Annotated in this window: 24 protein-coding genes and 1 pseudogene; 6 read left to right on the top strand and 19 right to left on the bottom strand. The window is 36.0% G+C overall.

The features are described 5' to 3' along the window. Positions 1–2: 2 nt before the first annotated feature. Together istB and istA are read right to left on the bottom strand one after the other, a co-directional pair. Positions 3–716, bottom strand: a complete 714-nt coding sequence (gene istB, locus ACGTNI_RS08545; protein ID WP_394461573.1) for an IS21-like element helper ATPase IstB — start codon at positions 714–716, stop codon at positions 3–5. Next, positions 713–2,215: an IS21 family transposase gene (istA, locus tag ACGTNI_RS08540; RefSeq protein ID WP_085506163.1), complete on the bottom strand. Its 1,503-nt coding sequence runs from the start codon at positions 2,213–2,215 to the stop codon at positions 713–715. The genes istB and istA overlap by 4 nt, the downstream gene beginning before the upstream one ends. Before the next feature lie 162 nt (positions 2,216–2,377). On the opposite strand from istA, the gene ACGTNI_RS08535 reads away from it, so the two are divergent. The 5 genes from ACGTNI_RS08535 to ACGTNI_RS08515 all read left to right on the top strand — a co-directional run bounded on the left by ACGTNI_RS08535 (position 2,378) and on the right by ACGTNI_RS08515 (position 4,108). Beyond that, entirely contained in the window at positions 2,378–2,695 is a 318-nt protein-coding gene (locus ACGTNI_RS08535; RefSeq protein WP_394461651.1) for a type II toxin-antitoxin system death-on-curing family toxin, read from the top strand. 376 nt (positions 2,696–3,071) lie between these two features. Next, positions 3,072–3,197, top strand: coding sequence for a hypothetical protein (locus tag ACGTNI_RS08530; protein ID WP_394461570.1), 126 nt, complete (start codon positions 3,072–3,074; stop codon positions 3,195–3,197). Positions 3,198–3,229: 32 nt separating this feature from the next. Next, positions 3,230–3,463, top strand: a complete 234-nt coding sequence (locus ACGTNI_RS08525) for a hypothetical protein (RefSeq protein WP_394461568.1) — start codon at positions 3,230–3,232, stop codon at positions 3,461–3,463. A gap of 10 nt (positions 3,464–3,473) precedes the next feature. Beyond that, positions 3,474–3,635, top strand: coding sequence for a hypothetical protein (locus ACGTNI_RS08520; protein WP_394461566.1), 162 nt, complete (start codon positions 3,474–3,476; stop codon positions 3,633–3,635). 26 nt (positions 3,636–3,661) lie between these two features. Continuing rightward, positions 3,662–4,108 carry a hypothetical protein gene (locus ACGTNI_RS08515; RefSeq protein WP_394461564.1) on the top strand — a complete coding sequence of 149 codons (447 nt, stop codon included), beginning with the start codon at positions 3,662–3,664 and terminating at the stop codon, positions 4,106–4,108. Positions 4,109–4,623: 515 nt separating this feature from the next. Here ACGTNI_RS08515 and ACGTNI_RS08510 read toward each other — a convergent pair. Next, on the bottom strand, positions 4,624–5,874 hold the full coding sequence (locus ACGTNI_RS08510; protein ID WP_394461562.1) for a GTPase family protein: 1,251 nt from the start codon (positions 5,872–5,874) through the stop codon (positions 4,624–4,626). 601 nt (positions 5,875–6,475) lie between these two features. Between ACGTNI_RS08510 and ACGTNI_RS08505 the strand changes: the two are divergent. Further along, positions 6,476–7,033: pseudogene (locus ACGTNI_RS08505) on the top strand (ATP-binding protein); the annotation flags it as partial. A 40-nt stretch (positions 7,034–7,073) separates the two neighbouring features. On the opposite strand, the gene ACGTNI_RS08500 reads toward ACGTNI_RS08505, so the two are convergent. From ACGTNI_RS08500 to ACGTNI_RS08425, 16 genes are all read right to left on the bottom strand, one after another. Beyond that, positions 7,074–8,072: a hypothetical protein gene (locus tag ACGTNI_RS08500; protein ID WP_394461561.1), complete on the bottom strand. Its 999-nt coding sequence runs from the start codon at positions 8,070–8,072 to the stop codon at positions 7,074–7,076. Positions 8,073–8,227: 155 nt separating this feature from the next. Further along, positions 8,228–9,268, bottom strand: coding sequence for a GDP-mannose 4,6-dehydratase (locus tag ACGTNI_RS08495; protein ID WP_394461559.1), 1,041 nt, complete (start codon positions 9,266–9,268; stop codon positions 8,228–8,230). After that, complete coding sequence (locus tag ACGTNI_RS08490; protein ID WP_394461557.1) at positions 9,252–10,625, bottom strand: UDP-glucose dehydrogenase family protein; 1,374 nt, start codon at positions 10,623–10,625, stop codon at positions 9,252–9,254. Before ACGTNI_RS08490 ends, ACGTNI_RS08495 begins: the two co-directional genes overlap by 17 nt. 128 nt (positions 10,626–10,753) lie before the next feature. Beyond that, positions 10,754–11,983 (bottom strand): O-antigen ligase family protein, encoded by a 1,230-nt coding sequence (locus tag ACGTNI_RS08485; RefSeq protein WP_394461555.1) that lies wholly within the window; start codon positions 11,981–11,983, stop codon positions 10,754–10,756. A gap of 132 nt (positions 11,984–12,115) precedes the next feature. After that, a complete protein-coding gene (locus ACGTNI_RS08480; RefSeq protein ID WP_394461553.1) occupies positions 12,116–13,402 on the bottom strand; it encodes an oligosaccharide flippase family protein in 1,287 nt (428 codons plus the stop codon). Positions 13,403–13,606: 204 nt separating this feature from the next. Next, complete coding sequence (locus ACGTNI_RS08475) at positions 13,607–14,701, bottom strand: glycosyltransferase (RefSeq protein WP_394461551.1); 1,095 nt, start codon at positions 14,699–14,701, stop codon at positions 13,607–13,609. 89 nt (positions 14,702–14,790) lie between these two features. After that, positions 14,791–15,918, bottom strand: a complete 1,128-nt coding sequence (locus tag ACGTNI_RS08470) for a glycosyltransferase (protein ID WP_394461549.1) — start codon at positions 15,916–15,918, stop codon at positions 14,791–14,793. 104 nt (positions 15,919–16,022) lie between these two features. Continuing rightward, on the bottom strand, positions 16,023–17,342 hold the full coding sequence (locus ACGTNI_RS08465) for a nucleotide sugar dehydrogenase (RefSeq protein ID WP_394461547.1): 1,320 nt from the start codon (positions 17,340–17,342) through the stop codon (positions 16,023–16,025). Beyond that, positions 17,317–18,609 (bottom strand): glycosyltransferase family 4 protein, encoded by a 1,293-nt coding sequence (locus ACGTNI_RS08460; RefSeq protein WP_394461545.1) that lies wholly within the window; start codon positions 18,607–18,609, stop codon positions 17,317–17,319. Before ACGTNI_RS08460 ends, ACGTNI_RS08465 begins: the two co-directional genes overlap by 26 nt. 3 nt (positions 18,610–18,612) lie before the next feature. After that, positions 18,613–19,230, bottom strand: a complete 618-nt coding sequence (locus tag ACGTNI_RS08455) for an acetyltransferase (RefSeq protein ID WP_394461543.1) — start codon at positions 19,228–19,230, stop codon at positions 18,613–18,615. After that, positions 19,227–19,871: a sugar transferase gene (locus tag ACGTNI_RS08450; RefSeq protein WP_394461541.1), complete on the bottom strand. Its 645-nt coding sequence runs from the start codon at positions 19,869–19,871 to the stop codon at positions 19,227–19,229. Before ACGTNI_RS08450 ends, ACGTNI_RS08455 begins: the two co-directional genes overlap by 4 nt. Next, complete coding sequence (locus tag ACGTNI_RS08445; RefSeq protein WP_394461539.1) at positions 19,871–21,001, bottom strand: DegT/DnrJ/EryC1/StrS family aminotransferase; 1,131 nt, start codon at positions 20,999–21,001, stop codon at positions 19,871–19,873. Before ACGTNI_RS08445 ends, ACGTNI_RS08450 begins: the two co-directional genes overlap by 1 nt. Positions 21,002–21,126: 125 nt before the next feature. After that, positions 21,127–22,005, bottom strand: coding sequence for a UTP--glucose-1-phosphate uridylyltransferase GalU (galU, locus tag ACGTNI_RS08440; RefSeq protein ID WP_394461537.1), 879 nt, complete (start codon positions 22,003–22,005; stop codon positions 21,127–21,129). Between the two features lie 18 nt (positions 22,006–22,023). Beyond that, entirely contained in the window at positions 22,024–23,874 is a 1,851-nt protein-coding gene (locus tag ACGTNI_RS08435) for a polysaccharide biosynthesis protein (RefSeq protein ID WP_394461535.1), read from the bottom strand. A 39-nt stretch (positions 23,875–23,913) separates the two neighbouring features. After that, on the bottom strand, positions 23,914–24,687 hold the full coding sequence (locus tag ACGTNI_RS08430) for a tyrosine-protein phosphatase (protein WP_394461533.1): 774 nt from the start codon (positions 24,685–24,687) through the stop codon (positions 23,914–23,916). A 258-nt stretch (positions 24,688–24,945) separates the two neighbouring features. After that, positions 24,946–25,752, bottom strand: coding sequence for a tyrosine-protein phosphatase (locus ACGTNI_RS08425; protein ID WP_394461531.1), 807 nt, complete (start codon positions 25,750–25,752; stop codon positions 24,946–24,948). Between the last annotated feature and the right edge of the window lie 100 nt (positions 25,753–25,852).

The following is a 25,852-nucleotide window of genomic DNA, read 5'->3' as shown; positions in this document are numbered from 1 at the left end:
TTTTAGATTAAAGATTCCTTGTATCGAAAGCTTTCCCCGGTAAATAACAGTAGGTGGGAGTGATGAATCAATCGATCAATCACTGCTTCCGTTAATATTGGATCACCGAATACATGGTTCCACTGCCCAAACTGTAAGTTTGTTGTGATGATAATACTTTTAGTTTCATAACACATTGATATCACTTGAAAGAGTAGTTCTGCTCCTTCTTTATTCAATGGTATGTAGCCTAATTCGTCTAACACTAATAAATCAAGCTTTTTAATCTGCTTCATTACTTTCTGAAGTTCCCCTTTTTGATTGGCTTCAATGAGATGATTCACCAAAGATGCCACCGTAAAGAACTTTACTTTACTGCCAAACCTATGTATGGCATTTAAACTAATTAACGTTGCCAAATATGTTTTTCCTGTGCCAACCCCTCCATATAAAATGAGGTTTTCTTTTTCATGGACGAAGTCTCCATTCAACACAGATTCTCGGCTAATCCCTTGTGGGATTTGAATATGCTCCCACTGAAATGGTTGTGTACCTGTCTTGGGTAGTTGAGCCTGACTAAGTAATAGGTTGATTTTTCTTTCTTCCCGATTCTCTACTTCTCGTTTGAATAATTCCAGAAGGAATTCTTCATTCGTATCGGCTTGGACCTCCTGATAATGCTCTCGAATCCAACTTAATTTCAAACGTTTCGCCAACACTTCTATTTGATGATTCATTTCATGTCACCTCTATTCTCCATAAGGGAATCATAGTGAGACAATCCCCTGGTGGCTGCCGGCACTTTAGGAACTTTCATTGTTGGCGTAATTGTTTGATAGCTGCTGTCTCCTTGGATGATCGAATAGAAACAATGCTTAATCTGATCTGCTTTAGGATGACCATGCTTCATTGCTAATTCAAGTGCTTGATTCAATAATTCAAAGTCATTATTCTTCAACAGTTTCCCGAGTAATTGTAAGGCTTCTTTCTGTTCTTGCTCTGTGCAACGGTTTAAGTATTTCGTCCATACTGGCGGAAACTGCTCATACAAGCTTGAATACTTGATTGCTCTTGGACGTCTGGACAATAAATCCAAATAAGGCTGCCAGATCATCGACTTTCTCTTTATTCCATACAATCTATTGTGCTTCACAATCACTTCGTTATGATCATTTAGAATGACAACAGAATTATAAGTGATTTGGACATTTACTTGCTGCTTGGCAAAACGCGGGGAAGTAGAGTATTGTCTTTGGTCTACAGAGACCATTCCATACTTATCTGCGGTTAACGTTTCATGCCTTACGCAATCAAAAGATTTAACGGGGATCATCAACCATTTATCTCTATCTTCTGAGTGAAGGTGTGTTTGTAAAATACCCTTCTCATAATGCATACGATCTCTGTCTTCTTCGGCTAATGCCCATAAAGTCTCGTTGAAGTGATCAAGGTCCAGGATGGTACATTCAGGCAATAGGAAATTATTTCGCACATATTTAACCATGGCTTCCACATGCCCTTTTTCATTTCCTTTCCCTGGATTACAAAACTCATAGTTGAAGCCATAATGTAATACGAACCGTTCAAATGTATTGGTGAGCTCACGCTCCCCCTTAGCTCCAATTTTCTTTACAGCTGGTGAAAGGTTATCAAACCGTATCGTGTGTGGCACGCCTCTCATATAATGAAACATACGTTGAAGACCTTCCAGTAAACACTCTGTATTTTCCGAAGGAAAAACCTGAAAATAAAAGGTATTACTGTAGGGGAAGGACATCACTAAATAAGGAAGATCAATCACTTTCGATTGATAGATGAATGGTGCTTCCCCAAAATCTACTTGGGCAGTCCCAGGGATAGATTCAAGAGGAAGAGCTGCCTCTTCCACATACGCTTTCAATTCTTTCTTTTTCTTTGAAACATAGTCACGAACACTTCTATATGAACCTGTAAAACTATGATTCTTTACTAGCTGTGTGTACATGCGTTTGGCCGTGCGATGGTTCTTCTTTTTCTTCTTAAGATCTTCGTTGATCCACTTCTCAATAATAGGTTTGACTGGATCCATGACCGGTGAACGGCGTGTTTGCTTCTTTCTGGGCCTGAACTCTTCCTGATTGGCATACTTGCTAACCGTACGTGGATCGACCTTCATGCGTCGCCCTATATCTGCGTAGGATTCGCCTTTTTGATTGGCTTCATATCTGATATAATTAATTTCAGTCACTGCTAACATCTCCTAATAGCCTCCTGTCGAACGTTGTTGGTCCAACGAGGAGTTTAAAGTTATTGGGAGTGATTGGCAAGTGACTTTTTTTATGTTCAGATACTACATAAATTAGCTGCCAAACCTTACGTTATTAGATTGCCATAAACAGGAGAAGGTGAACAGGCTGGCATCAAAGACCAGGGGTTATTTGAATCTGCAGTTCACCGTGCTTTCGAAAAAGAAGCTTACATTACTATTTTTGATAAAGCTGCCGCTTTATTTGAGTCGCTAGCTAGAAATTACTGCTTCCACAATGGAAATAAACGAACAGCTTTCGCCTCGCTCGATATTTTTTTGAATAAAAATGGATATAAACTTAGAAAAAACGACCATGAAATTGAGGAATATACGGTTGCAGTCGCTAAAGGAAAAGCAGGAACAATATCTGATATTGCAGGATGGTTAGAAGTAAATTCAGAAAGCGACAGCGGTAGAAAAACGGAATAACCCCCTCACCCACGTCTTTGCTTTCCTATAAAACACCATCTCATCCAAAATTAAATGGTTCAGCTCAGAACCCCCTACTTTTAAAGGATATCAAGGACAAGATCAATAAAACCCCCTGTATAATTTACATGACACAGTATTGGGTCAGTAAATATACAGGGGGTTTTTGTGAAGGGAAAATAAGTGTTACGTTTCGGCGGGAGGCAAACTGGCCATCGAAACACCACCCTCTTACTTTAACGCGTTACACTTTAGCTGAATGGGGGTCAGGCACCGCAATCTGGAACTCGATAACATTGCAAATGCTACCATTCACAAAAGGTCTTTAAAAAGTGCAGGAGTAGGATTTGCAGCAGGTGTTCCTGGTGGAATAGCAATGGCAGGTACAATCCCAGCAGATTTAACTCAATTTTTTGGACACTCAATGATATTAGCCCAAGAATTAGCGTATTTGTATGGCCATGAAAACTTATGGCTTGATGAACACAACGAATGGAAGTAGCTCGTAATGAAATAATTATTTATTAAGGAGTTATGTTTAGTGGCGCCGGGACTTCAAGTGCCTTGAAATTTATTTCTGATGGTTTATCGAAACAATTACTTAAAAAGTTACCGCAAAAAGCTCTTACGAAGACACTTTATTATCCTATCATTAAAAAATCGTTATTATATATTGGAGTTAAAGTAAGTAAAGGTGTATTTGCTAAGGGTGTAACAAAAGTTGTTCCAGCGCTTGGTGGCGTAGTCGGAGGAACATTACCATTCTAGTATGCGTCCAATGGGACATAGACTATATAAAGCATTATTTGAAGCTATCGTTTTATCGGAAGAAGGATTATATGACGAATATCAAGCAATGAAAGATCACTTTCCAGATATTATTGATATCGACTTTAAAAATTCAGATGAGGTTGATGAGGATGAAAATTACGATGATTAAAAAAATGAATAAATTAGAGGTAAGCTATGTTTAATAGATATAAAGAAAAATTTTCTGATTTCACTACTAATGGTGTAGCTCTCAAATTAACAGATGCAATGCTTGAAGAACTTATTAGACACAAATCCGGCGAGGAGAATATTCAAGTGAGTATAACTCCACATCAAATTGTTATAAGTGGCACAAAAGTTTTGAAAAAGCTTTTTATCAAAAAAAATATATCCTTTTCGGTAGTGTTAGAGCCAATAAGAATAGAAAAGAGAATGCTTGTATTTGAGTTGATTAGTGTGAAACCGATAAATCTAAATTTCATTAATAATAAGATTTTCAATAATCCTCCCTTTATCAACTATGATGATCGAGAAGTGAAAATGGACTTTAATAGTTGGGAGATTGTGAGAAGTGTTAGTGTCGGTAATATAAAGTCTTTTTATCTATATAACGATGAAATAGAAATCAGGTTAGGTCTATAATTGTTTGGTAGAAGGAATTTTATGAAAAGGACCTATAGTTATCTATAAAATAGTTAAGTTCACTAAGTGAGGAAGGCAAAGTTTATGTTTAAGAAAAACTCGTTAAATGCGAAAGCAAGCATTGTGTATTAAATACAATATTGTTAAGGTGTTTATGGCATTCTAAAAATGTAAGGTTTAGCAGCTAATTTATGAAGTAGCTGCACATAAAAAATCCCTTGTCAATCACTCCCAATAAATTCAAACTCCACGTTGGACCACACAAAAACCTCCTCCATTATAAAATGGCACCGTTAAGGTGCTTCTTTATTATGGGAGGAGGGTGGTCAGCTTAGTCTTTAGTGGATCAATATTATGGTCATAAGGATGGCACACCTGGCTCATTTCGATTGCTGTATACACATTCACACTTTAATGCGTTACACTTTAGCGGAGTGGGGGGGGGGCAGGCACCGAAATCAACGTTTTACACTTTAGCCGGGTGGGGGTCAGGCAATGAAATTTTTAATTTATTACTACTCGGCAGAGTTATCTTCATTATATTTCCTTTTTCCTTTTTTAAGTAATTCCTTAGATGTTTCGATATCCTCTTCTTCAATAAAATAAGCAATTGCTGCTAAACCTAAACCAAAGGTTACACCACCAGCTACAGTACCAGAAACAATATTCCCTCCACCAGGAATAAATTTCACAGCAGCCCTTACACCTTCTCTAACTAAAAATGCTACCCCTATATTAATGCCTAATGCTGCAATGAACTCAGCAGCAATTTTTGTGTTAATTTCTTTCCCTGCTATGAATGCGATTATCACTACCATAAGTCCTTGTAAAGCAGTTATAAAAGGTAAGTCTGCAACAGGAATTGGTTGCGTTCCTATACCTCCAGAAATGCTAGCAATTATCCCTACTATAGAAAGAGCAAACTTCTTTTTTACTGAAATAACACGAGTTGCCTTTGCAGCTTTTAATTTTGCTTCATTGGGTAAAGATTCTATTAAATAGTTGGCTAATCTATCAATATTCCAACGCATATCATAATCAATATTACCATCTTCATCAAAATCAATATAAGAACAAACTGGAATAGTTGATAATAATGGGATCTCATGTTCTTCAAATCGTTTTTCCATTAAAACAACTGCATCTTGAATATTTTTTGCTTTTTTTACGTTTTTATCTAGTGGTACTTGTTTATAATGCGGAGGATCAACCTCATCCACCTGGGTTACAACACAAATTACGGGAACATCATAGTTAAATTCATCTTTCACATATTCTCTTAAATCTTTTAACTCATTTAAATCTTCTTCAATCCTTGCGTCTGTTTCTTTTGCTTTAATTAAAAAAAGAAATACATCAGGAAGTTCCTCTGATACTGTTCTTTTCATTTCATCCATTGGATTACTTTCGTTAAACTCTTCTGTCGGTTTTTCACTTTCTCCTAATCCTCTTGAGTCTAATAATCTAATTTTCTTGTCATCTTCACTTGGAAACCATAACCACTTACCTCTACCCGTTCCAGATTTAATTGAGCTTACATACTGTTTTTCACTTCCGTATAAAGCATTAATAAGTGAGGACTTTCCAGATCCCCGTCTACCAACTAAAGCTATTCTTGGTTCCCGTGCATCTATAGTCATTTGATGTACCATAAGTAACTTCTCGAGCATCTTATCTTTCTTACTTTGAGTTATTGGAAGTTTATCGATTTGTTCCTTAATATATTGCAGTAGAAAGTTTAAATCTTCCGTCTTAGAATTATCCATAATATCCCTCTATTCAGTTTTTAAAATGGTTTACTCTCTTCCTTAATTTTATACTAAATAATTCCATATAACTAGTAGAATGTATACAGCAAATGTTTATGGCATTCTAAAGTGTAACGTTTGCAGCTAATTTATGTAGTATATAAAACATAAAAAAAGTCACTTGCCTATCATCCCCAATAACTTTAACTGCTGGTTGGACCAACAACGTTCGACAGGTGGCTATTAGGAGATGTGTGCCGTGACTGAAATTAATTAATATAACTGTTTCATTTTACATGTTAAATTCTGTTTAGTCTTATTTGTGGAAAACTGTTAAATCTAGTTTAGCGTTTACAGCTGTAGACATAAGTAATTCATGAGCTTCAAAGGCATATATCTTTTACGCTCGTCTTCATGTAATTATCCCCGTTTAATTATTTGACTGATAATATAATCACGTAAAGAAACTTCTCTTACTTTCAGTAGATAAAAAATAATTGACCTAGGTGATTTTGCCTGAGCTGGCAGGAAGATTAACCCTTTCATAAAAGTAAAATATTCACCAAAACACCACAATACCACTTTAACGCGTTACACTTTAGCTGAGTGGGGGTCAGGCACCGAAACCAAGGCATCCGGCAAGCCTTTCGATTGGAAGGAAGTTCGTATGGGGGCGGACCTTGATCAGGAGACGCTGTACCATGGTAAATTCATTGAAAATCAGGAGAACGTCATCTTTTACGAAGGCGTAGGGGCCGGCAAGACATACCTCTCTACCCTCATAGGCTTGAACGTTATTCAGCATCAAGGGAAACGCGTGAAATTTTACACTGTCGCTTCGTTGGTCAACGAACTTTTAGACGCCAATGAGAAAGGGACATTGAGCAAAGTATTTAAAAAGATCGAGAAACTTGATTTATTGATTTTAGATGAGCTTGGGTATATCCCCTTGCATAAACAGGGAGCTGAGCTATTATTTCAAGTGATTAGTCTTTGTTATGAAAAGAGAAGCATTATTATCACCACGAACCTTCAGTTCGGGGAATGGAATCATGTATTTGGAGATCCGATTTTGACAGAAGCTGTCGTGGATCGTTTGATCCACCATTCTCACCTTGTACTATTCAATGACGATAGTCATCGGCTAAAAGAATCTATGGCTTTTCAGCCGATGTAGGAAATCAGGGAGGCAAGTGGCTACATAAACGTTTTCCGTTTTATGCATTTTTCTCTTGCCAAATACATACAAGGTCTGATTTCCAAGGTCCGTCATGATACCAATAGTTGTTTCTAAGGTCATACAAGCATTTAAATGATAGGATGAAAACTGGGTTTTTCATTTCTACCTCACTTAAGATATACACAGTTTTATTTCCTTCTGAATTCAATGCCTCTAAAAACGTAAAGCGATTATTCGGTTTTTTATCAAACACCGTTACTCCTATTCCATTTATATCTTTTGTCTTATACCCACTTGTACTAGAATCAAGTTGATAAACTCTAATTAAATCTCGTGTAGCTTTCTCGATTCTGTAATCCTTAAACCTGCTTGAAATATTCTCAAAATCTAATTGAGTAAATGACTTCGTTAATTCAAGCACTTCTTTTAGTGGTTCTATAACCGGAGCATCTTTTAAATCTATAGAAGGCTCCTTAAGAGGAGCATTAATTAATTGATGAATTTGGTGTAAACAATAATCGAGGTTGTTTTGTTGTTCCCAAGATGTATAAATGTAATCACAATATAGTATTAATGTTTCTTTCCCTTTTGAGTTTTCGAAAAAGATTTTCGTTCTATAATCTCCCTGCTCTTCTTTATTAACCTCTGCATTCACTAATGCTATAAATGGTATATTGATACTTTCTGCTTTTCTACCATAGGAATTTTCTCCTCCCTTCATAAAAAATTGTTGAGTATCAAATCTAATTTCGAAACTATTCGTTGTGTAATATTTCACTTTTTTTCCTTTGTAGTAGTAGCTATTTACTGGAAATTGTAATTTACCTTTCGGAAGTTCCACCTCTTCTTCTTTTTCTTCATGAAAATTGTTAGATTGCTCCCTGATTTTAGCTTTACCATTTTCGAATCCGACCATGGGATAAAAATAAAAAAAGCCAACTATTGCAGCTACTATTATACCTAATTCAATGCTACCAAAGATAAAACCCAGAAGCCCAATAATTACTACTATTAGTATTTTGACCTTACTACTCATTACTCCCCTTCTCTCCTAAAATCATACTACTTTTGTTTCATGAATTTTTCGTATTACTAAGAATTTTATATAAATCTTTCATCGTCTTTATCACTTTAACTGAGAAAAAAATCAGAGTAATATCTAAAAATACTACTCTGACCTTATACCTACACTCAATGCACGGCTTCATTTTCTTTAACTTTATAATAACTCACATACCAATCAGCAAACTTCTGCAAGCCTTCTTCAATAGAAGTCTCCGGCTTAAACCCCACAGCTTTTTGTAACAAATCAGTAGATGCATAAGTGGCCGGTACATCACCTGGCTTGATAGGTTCATAGACCTTGTTGAATTCTACTTCTTTTCCTAGTGCATTACTTAAAGATTTCTCTAACGTCTCAATAAATACCATCAATTTCTCAGGACTATTGTTCCCGATATTAAACACCTTATGAGGTACGCCTTCTTCATCAACAGGTGGTTTGCCAAGCAAACGTTCAATACCTACAACAATATCGTCAATGTAAGTAAAGTCGCGATATAGATCGTTCTCAAAATCTCCGTTATTAAAGATTTTGATTGGCTCGCCGGCAAAGTACTTATCAGTAAATCCAAAGTACGCCATATCTGGTCGTCCCATTGGTCCATACACAGTAAAGAACCTCAACCCTGTAGCTGGAATGTCATACAGATGACTGTATGTATGAGCCATCAGTTCGTTTGATTTTTTTGTAGACGCATATAGGGAAACCGGATTGTCTACAAAATCTGATTCTTCAAATGGAACTTTTTTGTTAGCTCCATACACCGAGCTGGATGAAGCATATACTAAGTGATCAACTGGATGATACCTGCATGCTTCAAGAATATTATAGAAGCCTATAACATTGCTTTGCATATAAACATCAGGGTTCTCGATAGAATAGCGTACTCCTGCCTGTGCAGCTAAGTTCACTACAATATCTGGTTGATGTTCTTCAAAAACATCGTTGATAAAGCCTTTATCAGATATATCGCCCTTTATAAAAGTAAATTCACCAAAAGGCTTCAAGCCGTCCAAGCGTGTCTGTTTTAGGTTAACATCATAGTAATCATTGAGGTTATCTATGCCTATTACTTGGCAGCCTGCTTCTAATAACTTTTTAGATAAGTAGTAACCGATAAAGCCTGCTGCTCCGGTAATTAAATATGTTTTATTAGTATTTAGTTCCATGGACTTCAACCTTCTCCGCTTTCAGATTTTCCCTCTTAACTGCTTTTCTTCCGATGGAGTGGTATTCTACCCCAGCTTCTTGCATAGCTTTAACATCATATATGTTTCTGCCATCATATACCAATGGAGTTCTCATTAGGAGCTTATAACCTTCAGGTGACAACGCTTTGACTTCTCCCCATTCGGTAAAGATAAAGCAGACATTAGCATCTTCTAATGCATCATTAATATTTTCCACATAGGTGATACTTCCATTTAAGTTCCTACCCTCTGGATAAACCTTAGAGAAATTGTCCGCTCCTACCGGATCATATGCATAGATATCTGCACCTTGCTCCAGTAATAAAGGAACATTCTCTAAAGAAGCAGCTTCTCGTAAATCGTCTGTTCCAGGCTTGAAAGTCAATCCTAATATGGCTACCTTAAGACCATTGAAGGTAATAAGCCTATTGCTGGCTTTTTTGTATAGGATGGTCTTTTGTTCTTTGTTTACATCCACTGCTGCTTTAACCGTTCTTAAGTCATATCCATTTTGTCTTGCAATATATTCAAGAGCTTTTGTATCTTTAGGGAAACAGGAGCCTCCAAAGCCAATCCCAGCGTTCAAGAATTTACTGCCAATGCGATCATCAAAACTCATCCCTCGGGCAACGTCTTGAATATCTGCCCCTACTAATTCACATAGATTAGCAATATCGTTCATGTAAGAGATTTTAAGAGCAAGAAAATCATTGGATGCATACTTTATCATTTCTGCTGACCTTCTATTTACAGAAACGATTGGAATACGGAATGGTTCATAAATGTTCATTAACAGTTCTTCAGCCCATTCACTCTCTGTACCAATAATAATCCTTTCTGCATGAAGGGTGTCATGAACAGCTGAGCCTTGTGCCAAGAATTCAGGGTTTGAGGCTACCTCCACTCGTACATCATTAACTAAAAAGTCATGGATAAACTGCTCCACCTTATCATTTGTACCAACAGGGACAGTAGATTTAACTATTACAAGACAATCTTTCTCAATAGATTCAGCAATCTGTCTGGCAACTGTCGCTATGTATGAAAGATTAGCAGAACCATCTGGTTGTTCAGGTGTTCCTACCCCAATAAAAACGGCGTCTGCATCTTTATAGGCTGATTGATAATCAGTAGTATAGTCAATTGTTCCTTCAGCGTAATTTTTCTGCATCAATTCTTCCAATCCTTCTTCATAGATTGGAGAAACCCCTTGTTTCATGATATTTACTTTTTCTTCATCAATATCTACACAAGTCACTTGATGACCTACTTCAGCAAAACCTACACCAGCTACTAAACCTACGTATCCAGTTCCTGCTACAGCTATTTTATACATATTTATTTACCTTTCTTAAATTATTTATTTTACTTCGATTTAAAGTTACCAATTTACTATAACTCCTATTTTCTTTAGGAAAGTTAAACTCTATTATATCTAGAACTATCAGCCACCAATATATATTATTACTGCATAAGTGGTCTATCAACATTCCATGCGCTTTGAATAGGGATTCTTTTGTTGCCACTTTCTTTCCTGTTCATTGCCGCCCCAAGGCTAAGAAACATTGCAATCATACTTATTTTAAATATCATTACTTCTCCCATAGACATGGTAACAAAAACTATAAACATCATTAGAGGTAAATATTTATACCTATCGTTTATATTGCTTAGCGAGTATTTAGTGGAATAGTAAAGCCCAATAACTAGAAACATGATAAAGCTAATTAAGGAAAACCATCCATATTCCCCTAAAATACTTATAAAAGTATTGTGAGCTCCAATTCCCATATCAGTAAAATAGGTGTTACCATTCCCAAATATACCGGCTTCTTGTATTGTTTTACTCCATATATTATCACGGCTAGATAAAACCCCACCACTTTGGCTACTTCTTAGTTCAAACTTATAAAAGATACTATTATATATCGCTTCATTGAATTCGGTAAATTTTAAAATTAGCAAAAAGAATATTGAAGAGATAACTAAAATGATTCCTCCTCTAAAAATATAGTTTACAAACTTCTTGTTTTTTATAAAATAAACGGACAAATACGTAGTTCCTACTAAAAGGCATAAAATTACTGCTAAAAAGCTTGTTCTACTTGATGATATAGTAATCAGATATAAAGTCCCTATTAATAATAATCCTCGGAAAATTAGATTGACTTTTTCATTTTTCTTACGTCCCGTAATAATATATTCTAAATCACTTAATAATCCTGATAGTAAAATTGCAAAGATAGTGCCTGCAACAGTCCCCATTGAATTTGGATTATAAAATATACCCTTATATGGTATAGTATTAAAACCGTTAGCAATTATCGGAAAAATAATTAAAGGAAGGTGACTTATTAAAACGGTACTTGCTATAATTTTGTTGAAATTAAAATTTAATGAAGGTACAATTATACAACTAACAAGATATAGAATAAATATCATTGAAGCGCCAAATAAAGATTTCAAATCCATATTATTATAAGAGGAAATCGCACTAAATAAAACAAAAAAATACATAGTTATAATAGTAGGTAGATTAACTCTTAATTTTCCCCTTATAAATATAGGTATAACAAAAAAAGATAATAATATTATATAAACAATGAACACACCCGTAATGTTCAATCCTTCAGTTAAATTAAGTGAACTAAATAAAAATATTAAAATAAAAGTTATGTATATTATATTTTTCAAAAATGAATCCCCCCTTTAATTTGTAATTTAAGCGATCTAATTAATCAGAGTAGGGTACATAACTTTATACACATAAACGATTTAGATATTCAATTTGATTGATAAGAGTTATAACACTAGACTCCTTTTCAGCTATCTATCATCATCTATACTCTTAGCTACCCATAGCGTGTAAACAGTTAAAGCTATGTATAAACACATACTAGTAAGCGAGAATAACGCTACTGCATAAATGTCACTTTGAAAGTAATAAAAGCCAAAAACTAAAGCCCCAATTTTAAATATTGAACCTAAAATTTCAAAAAGTAAAAATTGCCTCTGTATCTTTAAAACAGGTACTGATACTATAACTGGCCTAGTAATTAACATGAATAGTGACATTAAGGCAATCCATTGAGCGTATATGCCTGCAACTTCCCATTCACCACCGAAAACAAAACTAAAAATTATTGGTCCTAACGCAATAACAGCTCCAAAAGGGATAATACCTAAAATAGTCAACCCAAGTACCGACTTAATAATAATCTTACTTACGTTTTCTTTCGTATTGAGAGCTTCAGAAACTCTAGGATAGAAAACATCTTGTACAGCCTTTCCTAATATTTGGACTGGGGTACCTAAAGCTTGCCTACCTAACGAATAGAACCCTGCCGCAGCCGGCCCAAAGTAACTAGCTAGTAGTATAGTTGGAAGACCTTGTGATATTGCATTAAAAAATACTTGAGGTGCTCTATATAGTGGAAAGTCTCTGTAATCAAATGCAATATTTTTTAGATCATTATTTTCTTTGAATTTTTCTTTTTTAAAATATAACGAACGGTCAGCCAAAATAAACATCATTATTCCTCTAAAAGCAATTCCGAAAGTTTGTATTAACACTAAGGACATTGCAAAGGGATAGAGTAAGCCTGCACCAATTTTTGAGATATTTACCACTATTGAGTGAAATACTGCTGTTTTTGCAGTAACTTTAAATTGTTTGGTTCTGATTAACCATTGTTCAATAGTTTGTAGAATACCAGAGAATATAACTACTAATGGGATAAGAAATAAAAATGACGCTATAGGCCATAGATTAAATAGAGCAACAATTATATCAAAAGCCAATAAAAGCATTATACTTAAAATTATTCCGAAACTTAAGCAGACTACTAGAGCCAATTTTATTATTTGCTTAGCCTTATTATGACTTTTAGGTAGTACTATAGCAATTGGAAAAGTAAGGGCAGCAATTGGACCTAGTATATTAATTACGGCCATAAAAGTGCCTAATAGTCCAAAAGCATCTGGCCCATAAATACGTGTAATAACCGGTGTTAATCCAAAATTTATAATTTGTGCTGCTATTGTTCCACTAGCAACTATGGCAATATTTTTTATAAATTTACTCTTTATTATTCTTAACTTTATGGTACTCATTATTACTCCGTTCCAAATAATTTTTTACATTAAATTAGGATTCTTTTGCTTAAATAGTTTTAGTTGAAACTCTCTAATTCTAATGTCAATTAAATACCCTTTCTAGAGATAACTGATATATCATATTAACCTACATAATCACAAGAAGCCACTTTTACTTATCGTAAAATAAAAAAAGTTAATCTTCCGTGATAATACTAAATACTATATAAACAGTCTTTCATACATAATTACAATTGTTTTAGCATTAAAATCTTGTGCTCTTTTCTTTCCCAACAATGACAGTTCCTTTCTAGTTTCATCATCGCTTAACACTTCTATTATCTCACAAGCTAATTTTTCTGAATCAGCAACAGGTACTAATCTACCAAATTTATTATCACAGATTATTTCTGCAGGACCTGATTTACAATTGGTTGATACTACAGGTGTGCCCACTGACATTGACTCTACTATTACATGACTAAACCCTTCCCATTTTGAGCTTAATACAAATAGATCTGAATAATTAATATAGTTATATGGGTTATCTTTAAAGCCCATGAATAAAACTCTATCCTTTATCCCTAAACTTTCGCTTAAATCTTTTAGTTGTTTTTCAAAAGGTCCTTTCCCAAGTATAATTAGTCTCGATTTCAAAGTTCTTGATACAATATTGAAGGCATTTATTAATGTATGAAAATCCTTCGGTTCTACTAGTCTTCCCACAGCAATAATTAATTTTTCATCAGGGCTTTTTTTTATATCACCAACCTGTTCTTTACTTAAAGTTTCGATTTGTTTCACTTCTACAGGATTATATATAACCTCAATCTTTCGTGGGTCAATGTTAAAATTCATTTTTAAATCATCTTTAACCCCTTTAGATAAGGCTACGACTTTATTTGCAAAATAGTTATATGTTACAAATGTAAGGAGTTTATTTATCTTAGTAACATTACCAGATTGTGTTCTATTACTAGCCTCTCTTACAATAGTTTTTACATTTCTGAATGATAGCATTTTCGATATTAATAAAAGTATATTGTTCCCGTTTAAAGTGCTAAATAGAATATCCGGTTTTTCTTTAATAATTTCCCTTCTTAATTGAAACAGGCAAAAGTATAATTTTCTACAATTAAGATATTTAATCCTTATATCATTATTGACTAATCTAATATAATCATGGTTTTTATTACTCCCTAAAACCAGTATGACCTCAAATTTATTTTTATTTAAATTATTAATGATATTTACTACAGTTCTCTCAGCTCCTCCTCCTGAGAGGGAAAACATAAAAACAAATATTTTTTTTTTCAATTAATAATCACTCCAGATACAACCTCTAATTTATACAACAGATATCTAATATTATAAATTTATTTTTATATTAAATACTTTTAAAAAAGTCACGAATAAAAACCTTGCTTGTTTAATAATTTTAAATAGTAATGAACTGTATCCAAAGCAACTTTATCCCATGTATATTCCCTAAGAATGAGTTCACGCGCATTATTAGACATCTCATCTACTTTTTCTTTATTTCTTAAAACAGTTTTTATTCCTTCTGCAACGCTCTCTGGTGAAAGCTGAACCTCCCATCCTGCACCTGCACTTGAAACTTCCTGGGAGATATTCGTGCCAGGTGTCAACAAACAAGGTATGCCGTTTGATAGTGCTTCTAACACTGACATTGGGTGGCCCTCAAATCTTGAGGTGTGTACAAAAACATTTGTCTCTTGTAATACCTTTACTTTTTCTTCATCAAAAACTGGAGGTAAGATTTCAACAATTTTTTCCAAGTTATATTTTTTGATTTGTTGTTTTAAAAGCTTAACACTATCTTGTCTATCAGGCCCATAAATTTTAATTTCACAATTTTCAATTTCTAATTCTTTATATACTATCGCACAACCTTCTATTAATATATCCAATCCTTTATGGTAGGGATCTAGTCGACCTATAAACGTAAAAGTGAATTGTTTCTTTTTTTTATAATGTGGCCGAACAATTTTATCAGGCAAGTCCATGCCATTACCCACTACAAAGGTTTCTTTATCCCAATGTGAGGACTCTTGGCTTTCGCCTCTAGTTAAACAGTGAATCGCAATGGAATCTTTTACCATTTTCTTAAAAAAGATATTGTTACCTAACATTTTTTTAATTGGTTTAATATTTTGAGATTTTTTTGTCATTCCACCTCTAGGCACAATTATATACGGTGTACATCTTTTTTTTAGAGTTTTTGCAAATTTTGCGTGTACGGGAATATACGTGCTATGGAAGACAACTAAGTCAGGTTGATTAAAGGGTTTTGGAAGGTCTTCCAATGAAAATTTAAAAAAGTCTTTTTTAAATTGAAATACTGGAATTTCAACCTTCCAGTTTTCAGGCTTCTCCCCTTTACTAATAACAAGTCCTGCTGTAATATTGTATTGCTTATTCTGCGCTGTTACAAGAGCAGGTACTGAGGTTGTTAGACCTGAAGCTTTATTAAAACTTAAGGCTGATATATGTAAAACAATAATATTCCTCATTTTATTCTCCTATATTTATAAGTTTTTCGCTCTCTCAAAATAGACAAAAATCGACTCAAATAATAATAAGAAATGAATTTTAAAACCTAATATACATTTTCAAATTATAGCCGCCAATAACTGTAACCAGCTTTTTCAATTTTCTGTTTATCTAGTATACTCTTAACGTCAATAAGAACCTTCTCATTATTTGGAAAATCACCAAACAATCCATTAATCTGATCAATCGTTAAATCTCTAAATAAATCATGAGCGACTGCAAAAACAATACAATCCGCATCATTTATCAAATCAAAAGGAACTAAGTCCACGCCATATTCATGTTTTGCTTCCACTGGATCCGCATAAGGATCAACTACAATTGGCTCAATTTCATATTCATTAAGGCGCTTTATGATATCCTCTACTTTTGAATTACGTGTATCAGGACAATTCTCCTTAAACGTTATACCTAAAATAACAACTTTTGAGTGCTTTACTACCTTGTTTGCTAGAATTAAATCTTTAATAATTGCATCCGCAACAAATGCGCCCATTCCATCGTTAACCTTTCTACCTGACAAAATGATTTGTGAATGGTAGCCAAGCTTTTCAGCTTCATATAAAAAATAGTAAGGATCAACACCGATACAGTGTCCACCAACCAACCCGGGTGAGAATTTGAGTGCGTTCCACTTAGTATTCATCGCTTCTACAACTTCTTGTGTATCGATACCCATACGGTTAAAAACCATAGCAAGCTCATTCATAAATGCAATATTGATATCACGTTGGCTATTCTCAACTACCTTGGCTGCTTCAGCTACTTTGATAGTACTAGCCCGATGAACCCCAACCTCCACAACAAGCTCATATACTTCAGCAATATCCTCTAAAGATTCCTTATCTATGCCTGATACAATTTTTTTAATATTTTCTAAACGATGCACTTTATCACCAGGGTTAATACGTTCCGGAGAATAACCTACTTTAAAATCCACTCCACATTTAAGACCTGACTCTCTTTCAAGGATAGGAATACAAATATCTTCAGTTACTCCTGGATATACTGTAGATTCATACACTACAATTGATCCTTTTGTAAGATTTTTACCAATTGTTCTACTTACACCTTCTATAGGTGTTAAGTCGGGCGTTTTATCTGCATTTATAGGTGTAGGAACAGCCACAACATGGAATTTTGCCTCCTGTAACTTACTTGGATCTGAAGCAAAATCTACTGTAGTATGTCTTATAGCTTCATCACCAACTTCATTGGTAGGATCTATTCCATTCTTATACTGCTCAATTTTTTTGGTATTAAGGTCGAACCCTATAACATTAACCTTCTTAGCAAAAGCAACTGCTATGGGCATTCCTACATATCCTAATCCAACAACTGCTATTTTTTCTTCTTTATTAACTAGTTTTTCGTACAGACTCATCTGATAATTCCTCTCTTTCATCTACATTCTCAAAAATATCAATCAACTTCTCGGTTAATTTATTAAAATCAAACTGATAAGCAGCTTCACGAGCATTTTTTCCCATTAAACTGTTTTTACTTTCATCACTACTCGCTATAATTATAGCTTTAGCAATTTCTTCTGCGTTTTGTACCGGGGCACAAACTCCACATTTGAATTTTTCACAAATATTATATCCAGTTGTATATGTTTGTACGATACATTTTCCCGCTGCCAAATATTCAAAAAATTTATTCTGGCTTTGACCATACTTATCAAGTGATGTACTTGAATTGTGAAGTATATTAATATAAGACTTTTTAAGAATAGAAGGTACATATTTCTTCTCTACTCGCCCTTTAAATATGACATTATTAATACCTTCCTCTTTACAGCGTTTTTGAAGTGACTCACTCTCATCACCTGAACCATATATTAGGAATCTAATGTCTTTCTTACCTTGATTTTGAATTATTTTCGCAGCATCCAATAGCATTCCAAGGTTATTTACTTTCCTGATAGAACCAGCATATACAACATTTTTATAGTCGTTATTTTCTAAATCTGAATCCAATATTTTATGTTCTTCGCTGTTTTTATCAAATGCATCAATTACTACTCCATTACTTATATGTTTTACTTTTTTTAAATCTATTTGGTTATCCCATTTTTGATCCATAATATATTCTCTGCCTCCCTCCCATGTCATAACGATAGAGTCGGCTTTTTTATATATCCATTTCTCACCTCGGTATAATACTTTCGCAATTACACTATTTCGTTTTAAAGCACCATACGCCACAATACTTTCTGGCCAAAGATCTCTTACTTCACAAATGCATGGCACTCCTAACCTTCTTGCTACTTTTATTCCTGCAACTAAGGTAAGAGGATGCACACTTGAAGCTAATATTACATCCGGCTTACCATATTTTTCTGCATATTCTTTCGATACCGAGAAAAGGTTCTTATAAAATGAAAACATGTTTTTGATCCGTTGTCGTCCATTACCAATATATTGGGGAGTTTTCACAAATACAAAGGGGGTTCCATTATTCAAATCTATGGTATACATATTACTACCAGTATCTATATTTTCATTTGAATTGTGAACTGTAGATGCACAAAAAATAGTCGGTCTATAACCTTGTTTCACTAAGTTTTCTGCAAACCAATAATGTCTTCCCGCTTGGTCCTTATACATATTTGTAGCATAATGATTCCAAATCCAAATATTCTTTTTCATACTCTATACTCTCCTAACCGGAACTCCAACATAAACACCAGGTTCGGTAATATCCTTAACCACAACAGAACCAGCACCCACTTTGCATCCCCTGGTGATGTTTAGGTTATTACTTATTACACTACCAATACCTAACCAAGTACCTTTTCCTACCTTAACTGTTCCTGCTAAATGCACGCCTGGCGATATATGAACAAAATCTTTGATTTTATTATCATGGTCTACTGTAGAACCAGTATTAATAATGCAGCCTTTACCAATGCTTGTACAACAGTTAATAACCACTCCTGCCATAACCACTGTCCCAAATCCTACTTCTACTTGTTCTCCAATCACTGCATTAGGATGAATCAAAACAGGGATACTGGCACCAAATGTTTCAAGCACCTCATGAATCCTTTGTCTCGTAGGGTTATTACCAATTCCAACAAATATTTCATACTCATCTATATGTGCAAAAACATCATCTGAGGTCCCAATGACTTTTAAACCCATTGATGATTTGATGCTTTTGTCATCATCTAAAAAGGCAATACTCTGCCATTTATTCATTTTCAATGCAATGTCAGCAACAACTTTACCGTGGCCACTAGCACCAATTATTAAAAGTTTTTTTTTCATATTTCCCTTTTTTCCTTTTTCGTTCCCTTAAAAGGTTCAATCGTAGCAGCAGTTTCTGAATTAATACCTTCTCTTGCGAACACCTTTTTTATTGTCAAAAAAATAATCTTCAAATCCTCAATGAAACTTACATTGTCCACATACTCAACATCAAGATTAAATTTATCTTCCCAACTAATCGCATTTCTACCACTAACCTGCGCCAAACCAGACAGCCCTGGTCTTACTTCATGTCGCCGTTTTTGATGATTGTTATACAACGATAAATACTGCACCAATAATGGTCTAGGGCCAATAATAGACATATCCCCCTTCAAAATATTAATAAGTTCCGGTAGTTCATCAAGAGATGTAGAACGCAGTAACCTACCAAATTTCGTCATCCTAACACTATCAGGTAATAACTGCCCTTTATCATCTTTTTCATCCGTCATAGTCCTAAACTTATACATCATAAAAATCTCTTCATTAAGTCCAGGTCTCTTTTGCTTGAAAAGAACGGGGCTACCTAATTTTATTCTCACAAGAATTGCAACTACTAGAAGTACCGGACTGAGAACAATAATGGTGATTAATGATAGCATGAAATCCATCGGTCTTTTTACAAAACTTCTATAAATACCGCCTTTGGAATGATTCATTACTTAAACCACAACTCCTTAATAGTCTCAACAACTCTTTCCAAATCATCATCCGTCATCTTCGTATCAGACGGCAAACAAACCCCATTTTCAAATAACTTTTCCGACACACCTTCACCTACAAAATCATATTTCTCAAAGAAAGGCTGCATATGCATCGGTTTCCAAACCGGTCTTGACTCGATATTTTCAGCTTCCAATGCATCAAATATATCAAAAGGTCTTACTTTACCAGACAATGTTATCGAGCTTAACCAATAATTTGGTTCATCCCATTCATTGCTAGGCATAAATTCAATGCCTTCAAGCCCACCAAGCTCTTTTTTATAAAACTCAAAAATGTAGTTCTTCTTAGCAACTCTTTGATTTAACACTTTAAGCTGTCCTCTACCTACCCCAGCAACAACATTACTCATCCGATAATTAAATCCTAATTCACTATGTTGATAATGCCTTGCTTGATCTCGGGATTGAGTGGCCCAAAATCTCGCCTTTTCAATTCTCTCTTCATTATTAGAAACAAGCATACCTCCACCAGAAGTAGTGATAATCTTATTTCCATTAAAAGAGAAGATACCATAATCTCCAAAAGTCCCTGTATGCTTACCTTTATAGTAAGTACCTAAAGACTCAGCAGCATCTTCTATTACCGAAACATTATGTTTCTTGCAAATTTCCATGAGCTTATCCATATCAGAAGATAAGCCATATAAATGTACAACAATGACTGCCTTTACTGCAGGATATTTCTCAAACGCTTCTTCTAACGCTTTTGGGCTCATATTCCAAGTTTCATAATCACTATCGATAAATACAGGAATAGCATTTTGATAGATGATTGGATTTGCAGTAGCTGAAAAAGTAAGTGTTGGGCAAAAAACAATATCTCCTTCTCCAACTCCAGCAGCTTTAAGCGCCAAATGAATGGCAGCTGTTCCTGAAGATAATGCTGCAGCTGACTTTGAGCCAACCATCTCAGCAAGCTCTCTTTCAAATCCATTTACGTTTTTACCAAGGGGTGCAATCCAGTTTGTATCAAAAGCTTCCTTTACGTATTGCATTTCATAACCTTCATCACTCATATGGGGTGATGAAAGAAAAATTCTTTCGTTCGCTTTTGTAGACGACATCTGTAATACTTCCTTCCATCTTTAACTGGTATTTTAGTAAGATAGCACTTAATTGAATCCTGATTTCGTAATTCAACTAACTACTAAACTACTAAATGCAAGAATAAAAAGTTAAACCAGACGGTTTAACTTTTTATCTTTTCGTGCAGCAGTTCCTGGAGCATCTCTTTTACTTGAAGACCAAGTTCCTCATCTTTCAAAGCAAATTCAATTGTCGTACGGATAAAACCTAGCTTTTCGCCAACATCATACCTGTCACCCTCAAAATCATAAGCAAAAACATTCTGCAGTTCATTCAGTTCCTGAATCGCATCGGTCAACTGAATTTCTCCACCTGCACCGATTTTTTGCTGATCAAGGAAGTGAAAAATTTCCGGATTCAGTATGTAACGACCCATGATAGCTAAGTTGGATGGGGCAGTCCCAGGCTCTGGTTTTTCAACAAACTGATTAACTTGGTAACGCCGGCTTTCTTGTGATGACGGATCAATGATTCCGTAACGATGCGTCTGATCATTCCCCACCTGCTGAACACCAATGACAGATGATCCTGTGTGTTCGTATTGATTAATCAACTGCTTCAAACATGGTGTTTCTGACTGGACAATATCATCGCCAAGCAGGACAGCGAACGGTTCATCACCAATGAATTTACGTGCACACCACACAGCATGTCCTAAGCCCTTCGGGTCTTTTTGACGGATATAATGGATATCTACATTAGAAGATTTGTTCACTTTCTCCAGTAATTCGAACTTTTCTTTTTTAATCAGGTTATCTTCCAATTCAAAGTTGTTATCAAAGTGATCCTCAATGGCACGTTTCCCTTTTCCCGTAACAATGATAATATCTTCTATCCCTGATTCAATCGCTTCTTCCACGATGTACTGGATTGTCGGCTTGTCTACGATTGGAAGCATTTCTTTTGGCATCGCTTTGGTTGCTGGCAGGAATCTTGTTCCTAACCCTGCTGCAGGGATGATCGCTTTCGTTACTTTCTTCATAACTCCACTCCTAACTCCTTACCTAGTCACAACATAGTTCTCCACAGGTTTTTCATTCGCTAGCGAAATAGCATAACCACTCAGTTCCCCTTGACTCATGTCATGCTGATTCCTTATCAGGTAATTCACTTTCTGTGCATCAAAATCCACTGAATTTCCAATAAAGATCTTAGGAAAGACGGGTTCTTTATGCACTTCTTTTTCATTCAATAACTCTTCATACATCTTTTCCCCTGGACGGATACCTGAATACTCAATTCCGATTTCATCAATATCATAACCAGAAAGTGTAATCAGGTTTTTGGCAAGATCCACTATCTTAACTGGTTCACCCATATCTAGAACAAAAATCTCTCCACCCCGAGCTAATGCTCCAGCCTGCAATACAAGACGGGAAGCTTCTGGAATCGTCATAAAGTAACGTGTCATCTCCGGATGGGTAACCGTAACCGGGCCGCCAGCGGCAATCTGTTTTTTGAACAGTGGAATTACACTTCCACGGCTGCCAAGCACATTTCCAAACCGTACTGCAACAAAGTTCGTTTTACTAGTTTGCGCTAATTGCTGAATGACCATTTCGGCAATTCGTTTTGTTGACCCCATTACATTTGTCGGGTTGACCGCCTTATCCGACGATACTAATACGAATGTTTTAACACCGGCAGTATCAGCCGCTTCGGCAACATTTTTCGTACCAAGGACGTTATTCTTAACCGCTTCTTTCGGATTGGCTTCCATCAACGGTACGTGCTTATGGGCTGCTGCATGATATATATAAGTAGGCTTATAATCGTTGACGACCTGGAACATCCGGTCGCGATCTTGAATATCGGCGATAACCGGAATAAGTTCCGTGTCGATGTGGAGTTGCTTTAATTCCATATGGATGGAATAAATACTATTTTCTCCATGACCTAATAAAATCAATTTTTCTGGAGCGAACTTAACGAGCTGTCGGCAGATCTCTGAACCAATTGATCCGCCTGCCCCTGTAACCAGCACGGTCTGTCCTTTTATTTCATTGGAAATAGACTCGATATCGAGTTCCACCGGCTCACGGCCAAGCAAATCTTCAATCGAAACATCACGGATTTGACTGACGGAAACATTTCCAAGCGCAATGTCTTCAATCATCGGTAACGTTTGCACACTTGGCACGACTTGTTGTGCTACAGTGATGACGTCTTTGACACGATCCCTTTCCACCGATGGCATCGCAATCACAATATGGTTAGCGGCTTTCTTATCCACAATCTGCGCTAAGTCTTTCGTACTTCCCAATACCGGAATGCCGTTAATGGTAAGGTGGTGAAGGGTGAAATTATCATCCACAAACCCGACGACATTAAAGTTGTGATCACCATTTCCTTTCATTTGGCGGGCCAGCATCTGTCCTGCAGATCCAGCACCGACGATCAATGTCCGCTTTTGATCCGTATTCGCTTGTGCCTGCTTAATCCGTTTACGTCTTGGTGCCAGTGTCAAGCCATAGGTCGTATAATAACGCCAGGCGAACCGGACACCACCGATTAAGATGATATGTAACATCCACGTGACGGTAAGTGCACGTTCATAGACATTACCATAGATAACTTTCTGTTCGACTGCTGTTACGATAATCGAACCAGTCACGGCAATAAAGATACCAATTAATTCTTCCAAACTGGCATAGCGCCACACTTTTTTGTACAAATCAAGTATGTAGGAAAAGACATGATGTGTTAATAATAGCGTAATAGCTGCTACAAGCATCCTTGTATCAAATACCTGGACGTATGGGTTCAAGAAAAAGTGCGACATGAAGATTGAGAACGATACTATAATCGAATCAATCACTATCAACAATGCCAACCGTTTACTATACGTCAAACTTACTCACCCTTTCTGTCCTCGCAACTTCTTTTTTGATTATCCGAATATTCCGAATAGCTTTCTCTTCTTTTTAATCTGCTCCGGTGGTTGGGCGTCCATTATTTGCCCTTCTGCAACAAATTTCGCATTTTCCACAAAATAATAAACCATGGATAGCCCATAGTTTTCCTCGATTTCCTGATATGCATGCTGTACACAGAACCCTCGGGTCGTGGTGTTGTGTGCATCGGATGCAATCAGGTGTGTCAGGTTGGCTTCGATCATTTGCTGCGTGAATTTCTGTATGTTTTTTCCGAACCGGCCTGCCATACTTGCTGCTGTTACTTGCGTGTAGGCTCCGTTTTGGACGAACTGATATAGTAAGTCCGGTTCCTGGATCAGACGCGCATTCCGCTCCGGGTGCACGATGATTGGTTTATAACCTTTCACCTGCAAGTCGAAAAGCATTTGTTTGGTATAGCGCGGTACTTGATCGGAAGGTAATTCTACGAATATATAATTGCTAGATTCATTGAGTGGCAGGATCGTTGCTTCTTCTACTCCTGATAGGAAGTCACCATGAATACGTGTTTCTTGTCCTGGAAGAATGATTAGTGGGATGTCAGCTAGATTTAGTTCTTCGTTTAGATGCTGTACTGCTTTTAAAACCGTTTGTCGATCATTATCATATTTTCCATTTCGATGATGCGGGGTTGCGATGATGGTATCGATTCCTTCATCGACGGCTTGTCTCGCCATCGCCAGGCTGTCTTCGATTGTCTTAGCCCCATCATCCAATCCGGGGAGAATGTGGCAATGGATGTCAATCACGTTATGTATATCTCCCTTCTGAAAACGAATCCTATAAAAATATGTTTCTCTTATACATCTATTCCGTATTATAGCAACTCCTTCCAATAATTTGTAGGGTATTTTACAAGATTTTATATTTTCTTCATTAATTACCCCTATAAAACGCTTACACATGTCGAACTTTCGTTTTTTGTTCATAAAAATAGCTCGCCAGCCTTAAAGTAACTCCCTCGATGGCTAACGAGCTATTTTTATAGGTATAAAATTTTACATCTATTAGAACAAACCAAGAAACTTCTTTTGCTTGATGCGCTCTGGCGGTTCAGCCGCCAATACTTCTCCCTGTGTAACATAGTAGGCATTTTCCATGAAGTAATAATTGGATGACGACCCGTATTTCTTCCGGATCTCTTGATGCGCTTCTTTCATAAAGAAACTTCTTCCTGCTGTATTATGAGCATCGGAAGCAATCAAGTGTGCCTGGTTCGCCTGAATTAACTGATGCGTGAACTTCTGAATATTTTTTCCGAACTTTCCTGCTACACTTCCTGCTGTAACCTGTGTATAAGCGCCGCCCTTTACAAAGTGGTAGAGCAAGTCAGGGTCTTCGATTAATTTTTTGTTACGCTCCGGATGGACAATGATTGGCTTATAACCCGCCCGCTGAATATCAAATAACATCTGCTTTGTATATTGAGGGACTTGATCAGAAGGGAGTTCGACAAAGACATATGTACTGTCCACATTAAGCGGCAGTATTTCTTCTTGTTCCAGCCCGGTAATCATATCACCATTGATTCGAATTTCCTGTCCTGGAAGGATAGTAACTTCTATTCCTGCCTGCTGCAGAGCTTCATTCAATTCTAAAACTTTATGAAGAATAGATAAACGCGGATTCTCATACTTACCATTCAAGTGATGGGGAGTCGCGATAATCGTATCAATCCCTTGATCCAAGGCTTCTTCCGCCATAATAATGCTGTCTTCCATTGTTTGTGCTCCGTCATCTACACCTGGGAGTATGTGGCAATGGATATCGATCATATCTCTCACCTCACCTATCTTTCTCCTAATCTCGCTCACTTCAAACCTTCTTTTACAAAATTAGGCTTGATTTAATACAGTATAGCAGAATAGCAGTTTTTAGAAAGAGGTAAATATTGTCGTTACTTGTCTATTCAAA

The organism is Thalassobacillus sp. B23F22_16 (genome assembly GCF_043496955.1).
Taxonomy (GTDB): Bacteria; Bacillota; Bacilli; order Bacillales; family Halobacillaceae; genus Thalassobacillus; species Thalassobacillus devorans_A.
This window is presented reverse-complemented; position numbering and strand designations above follow the sequence as displayed.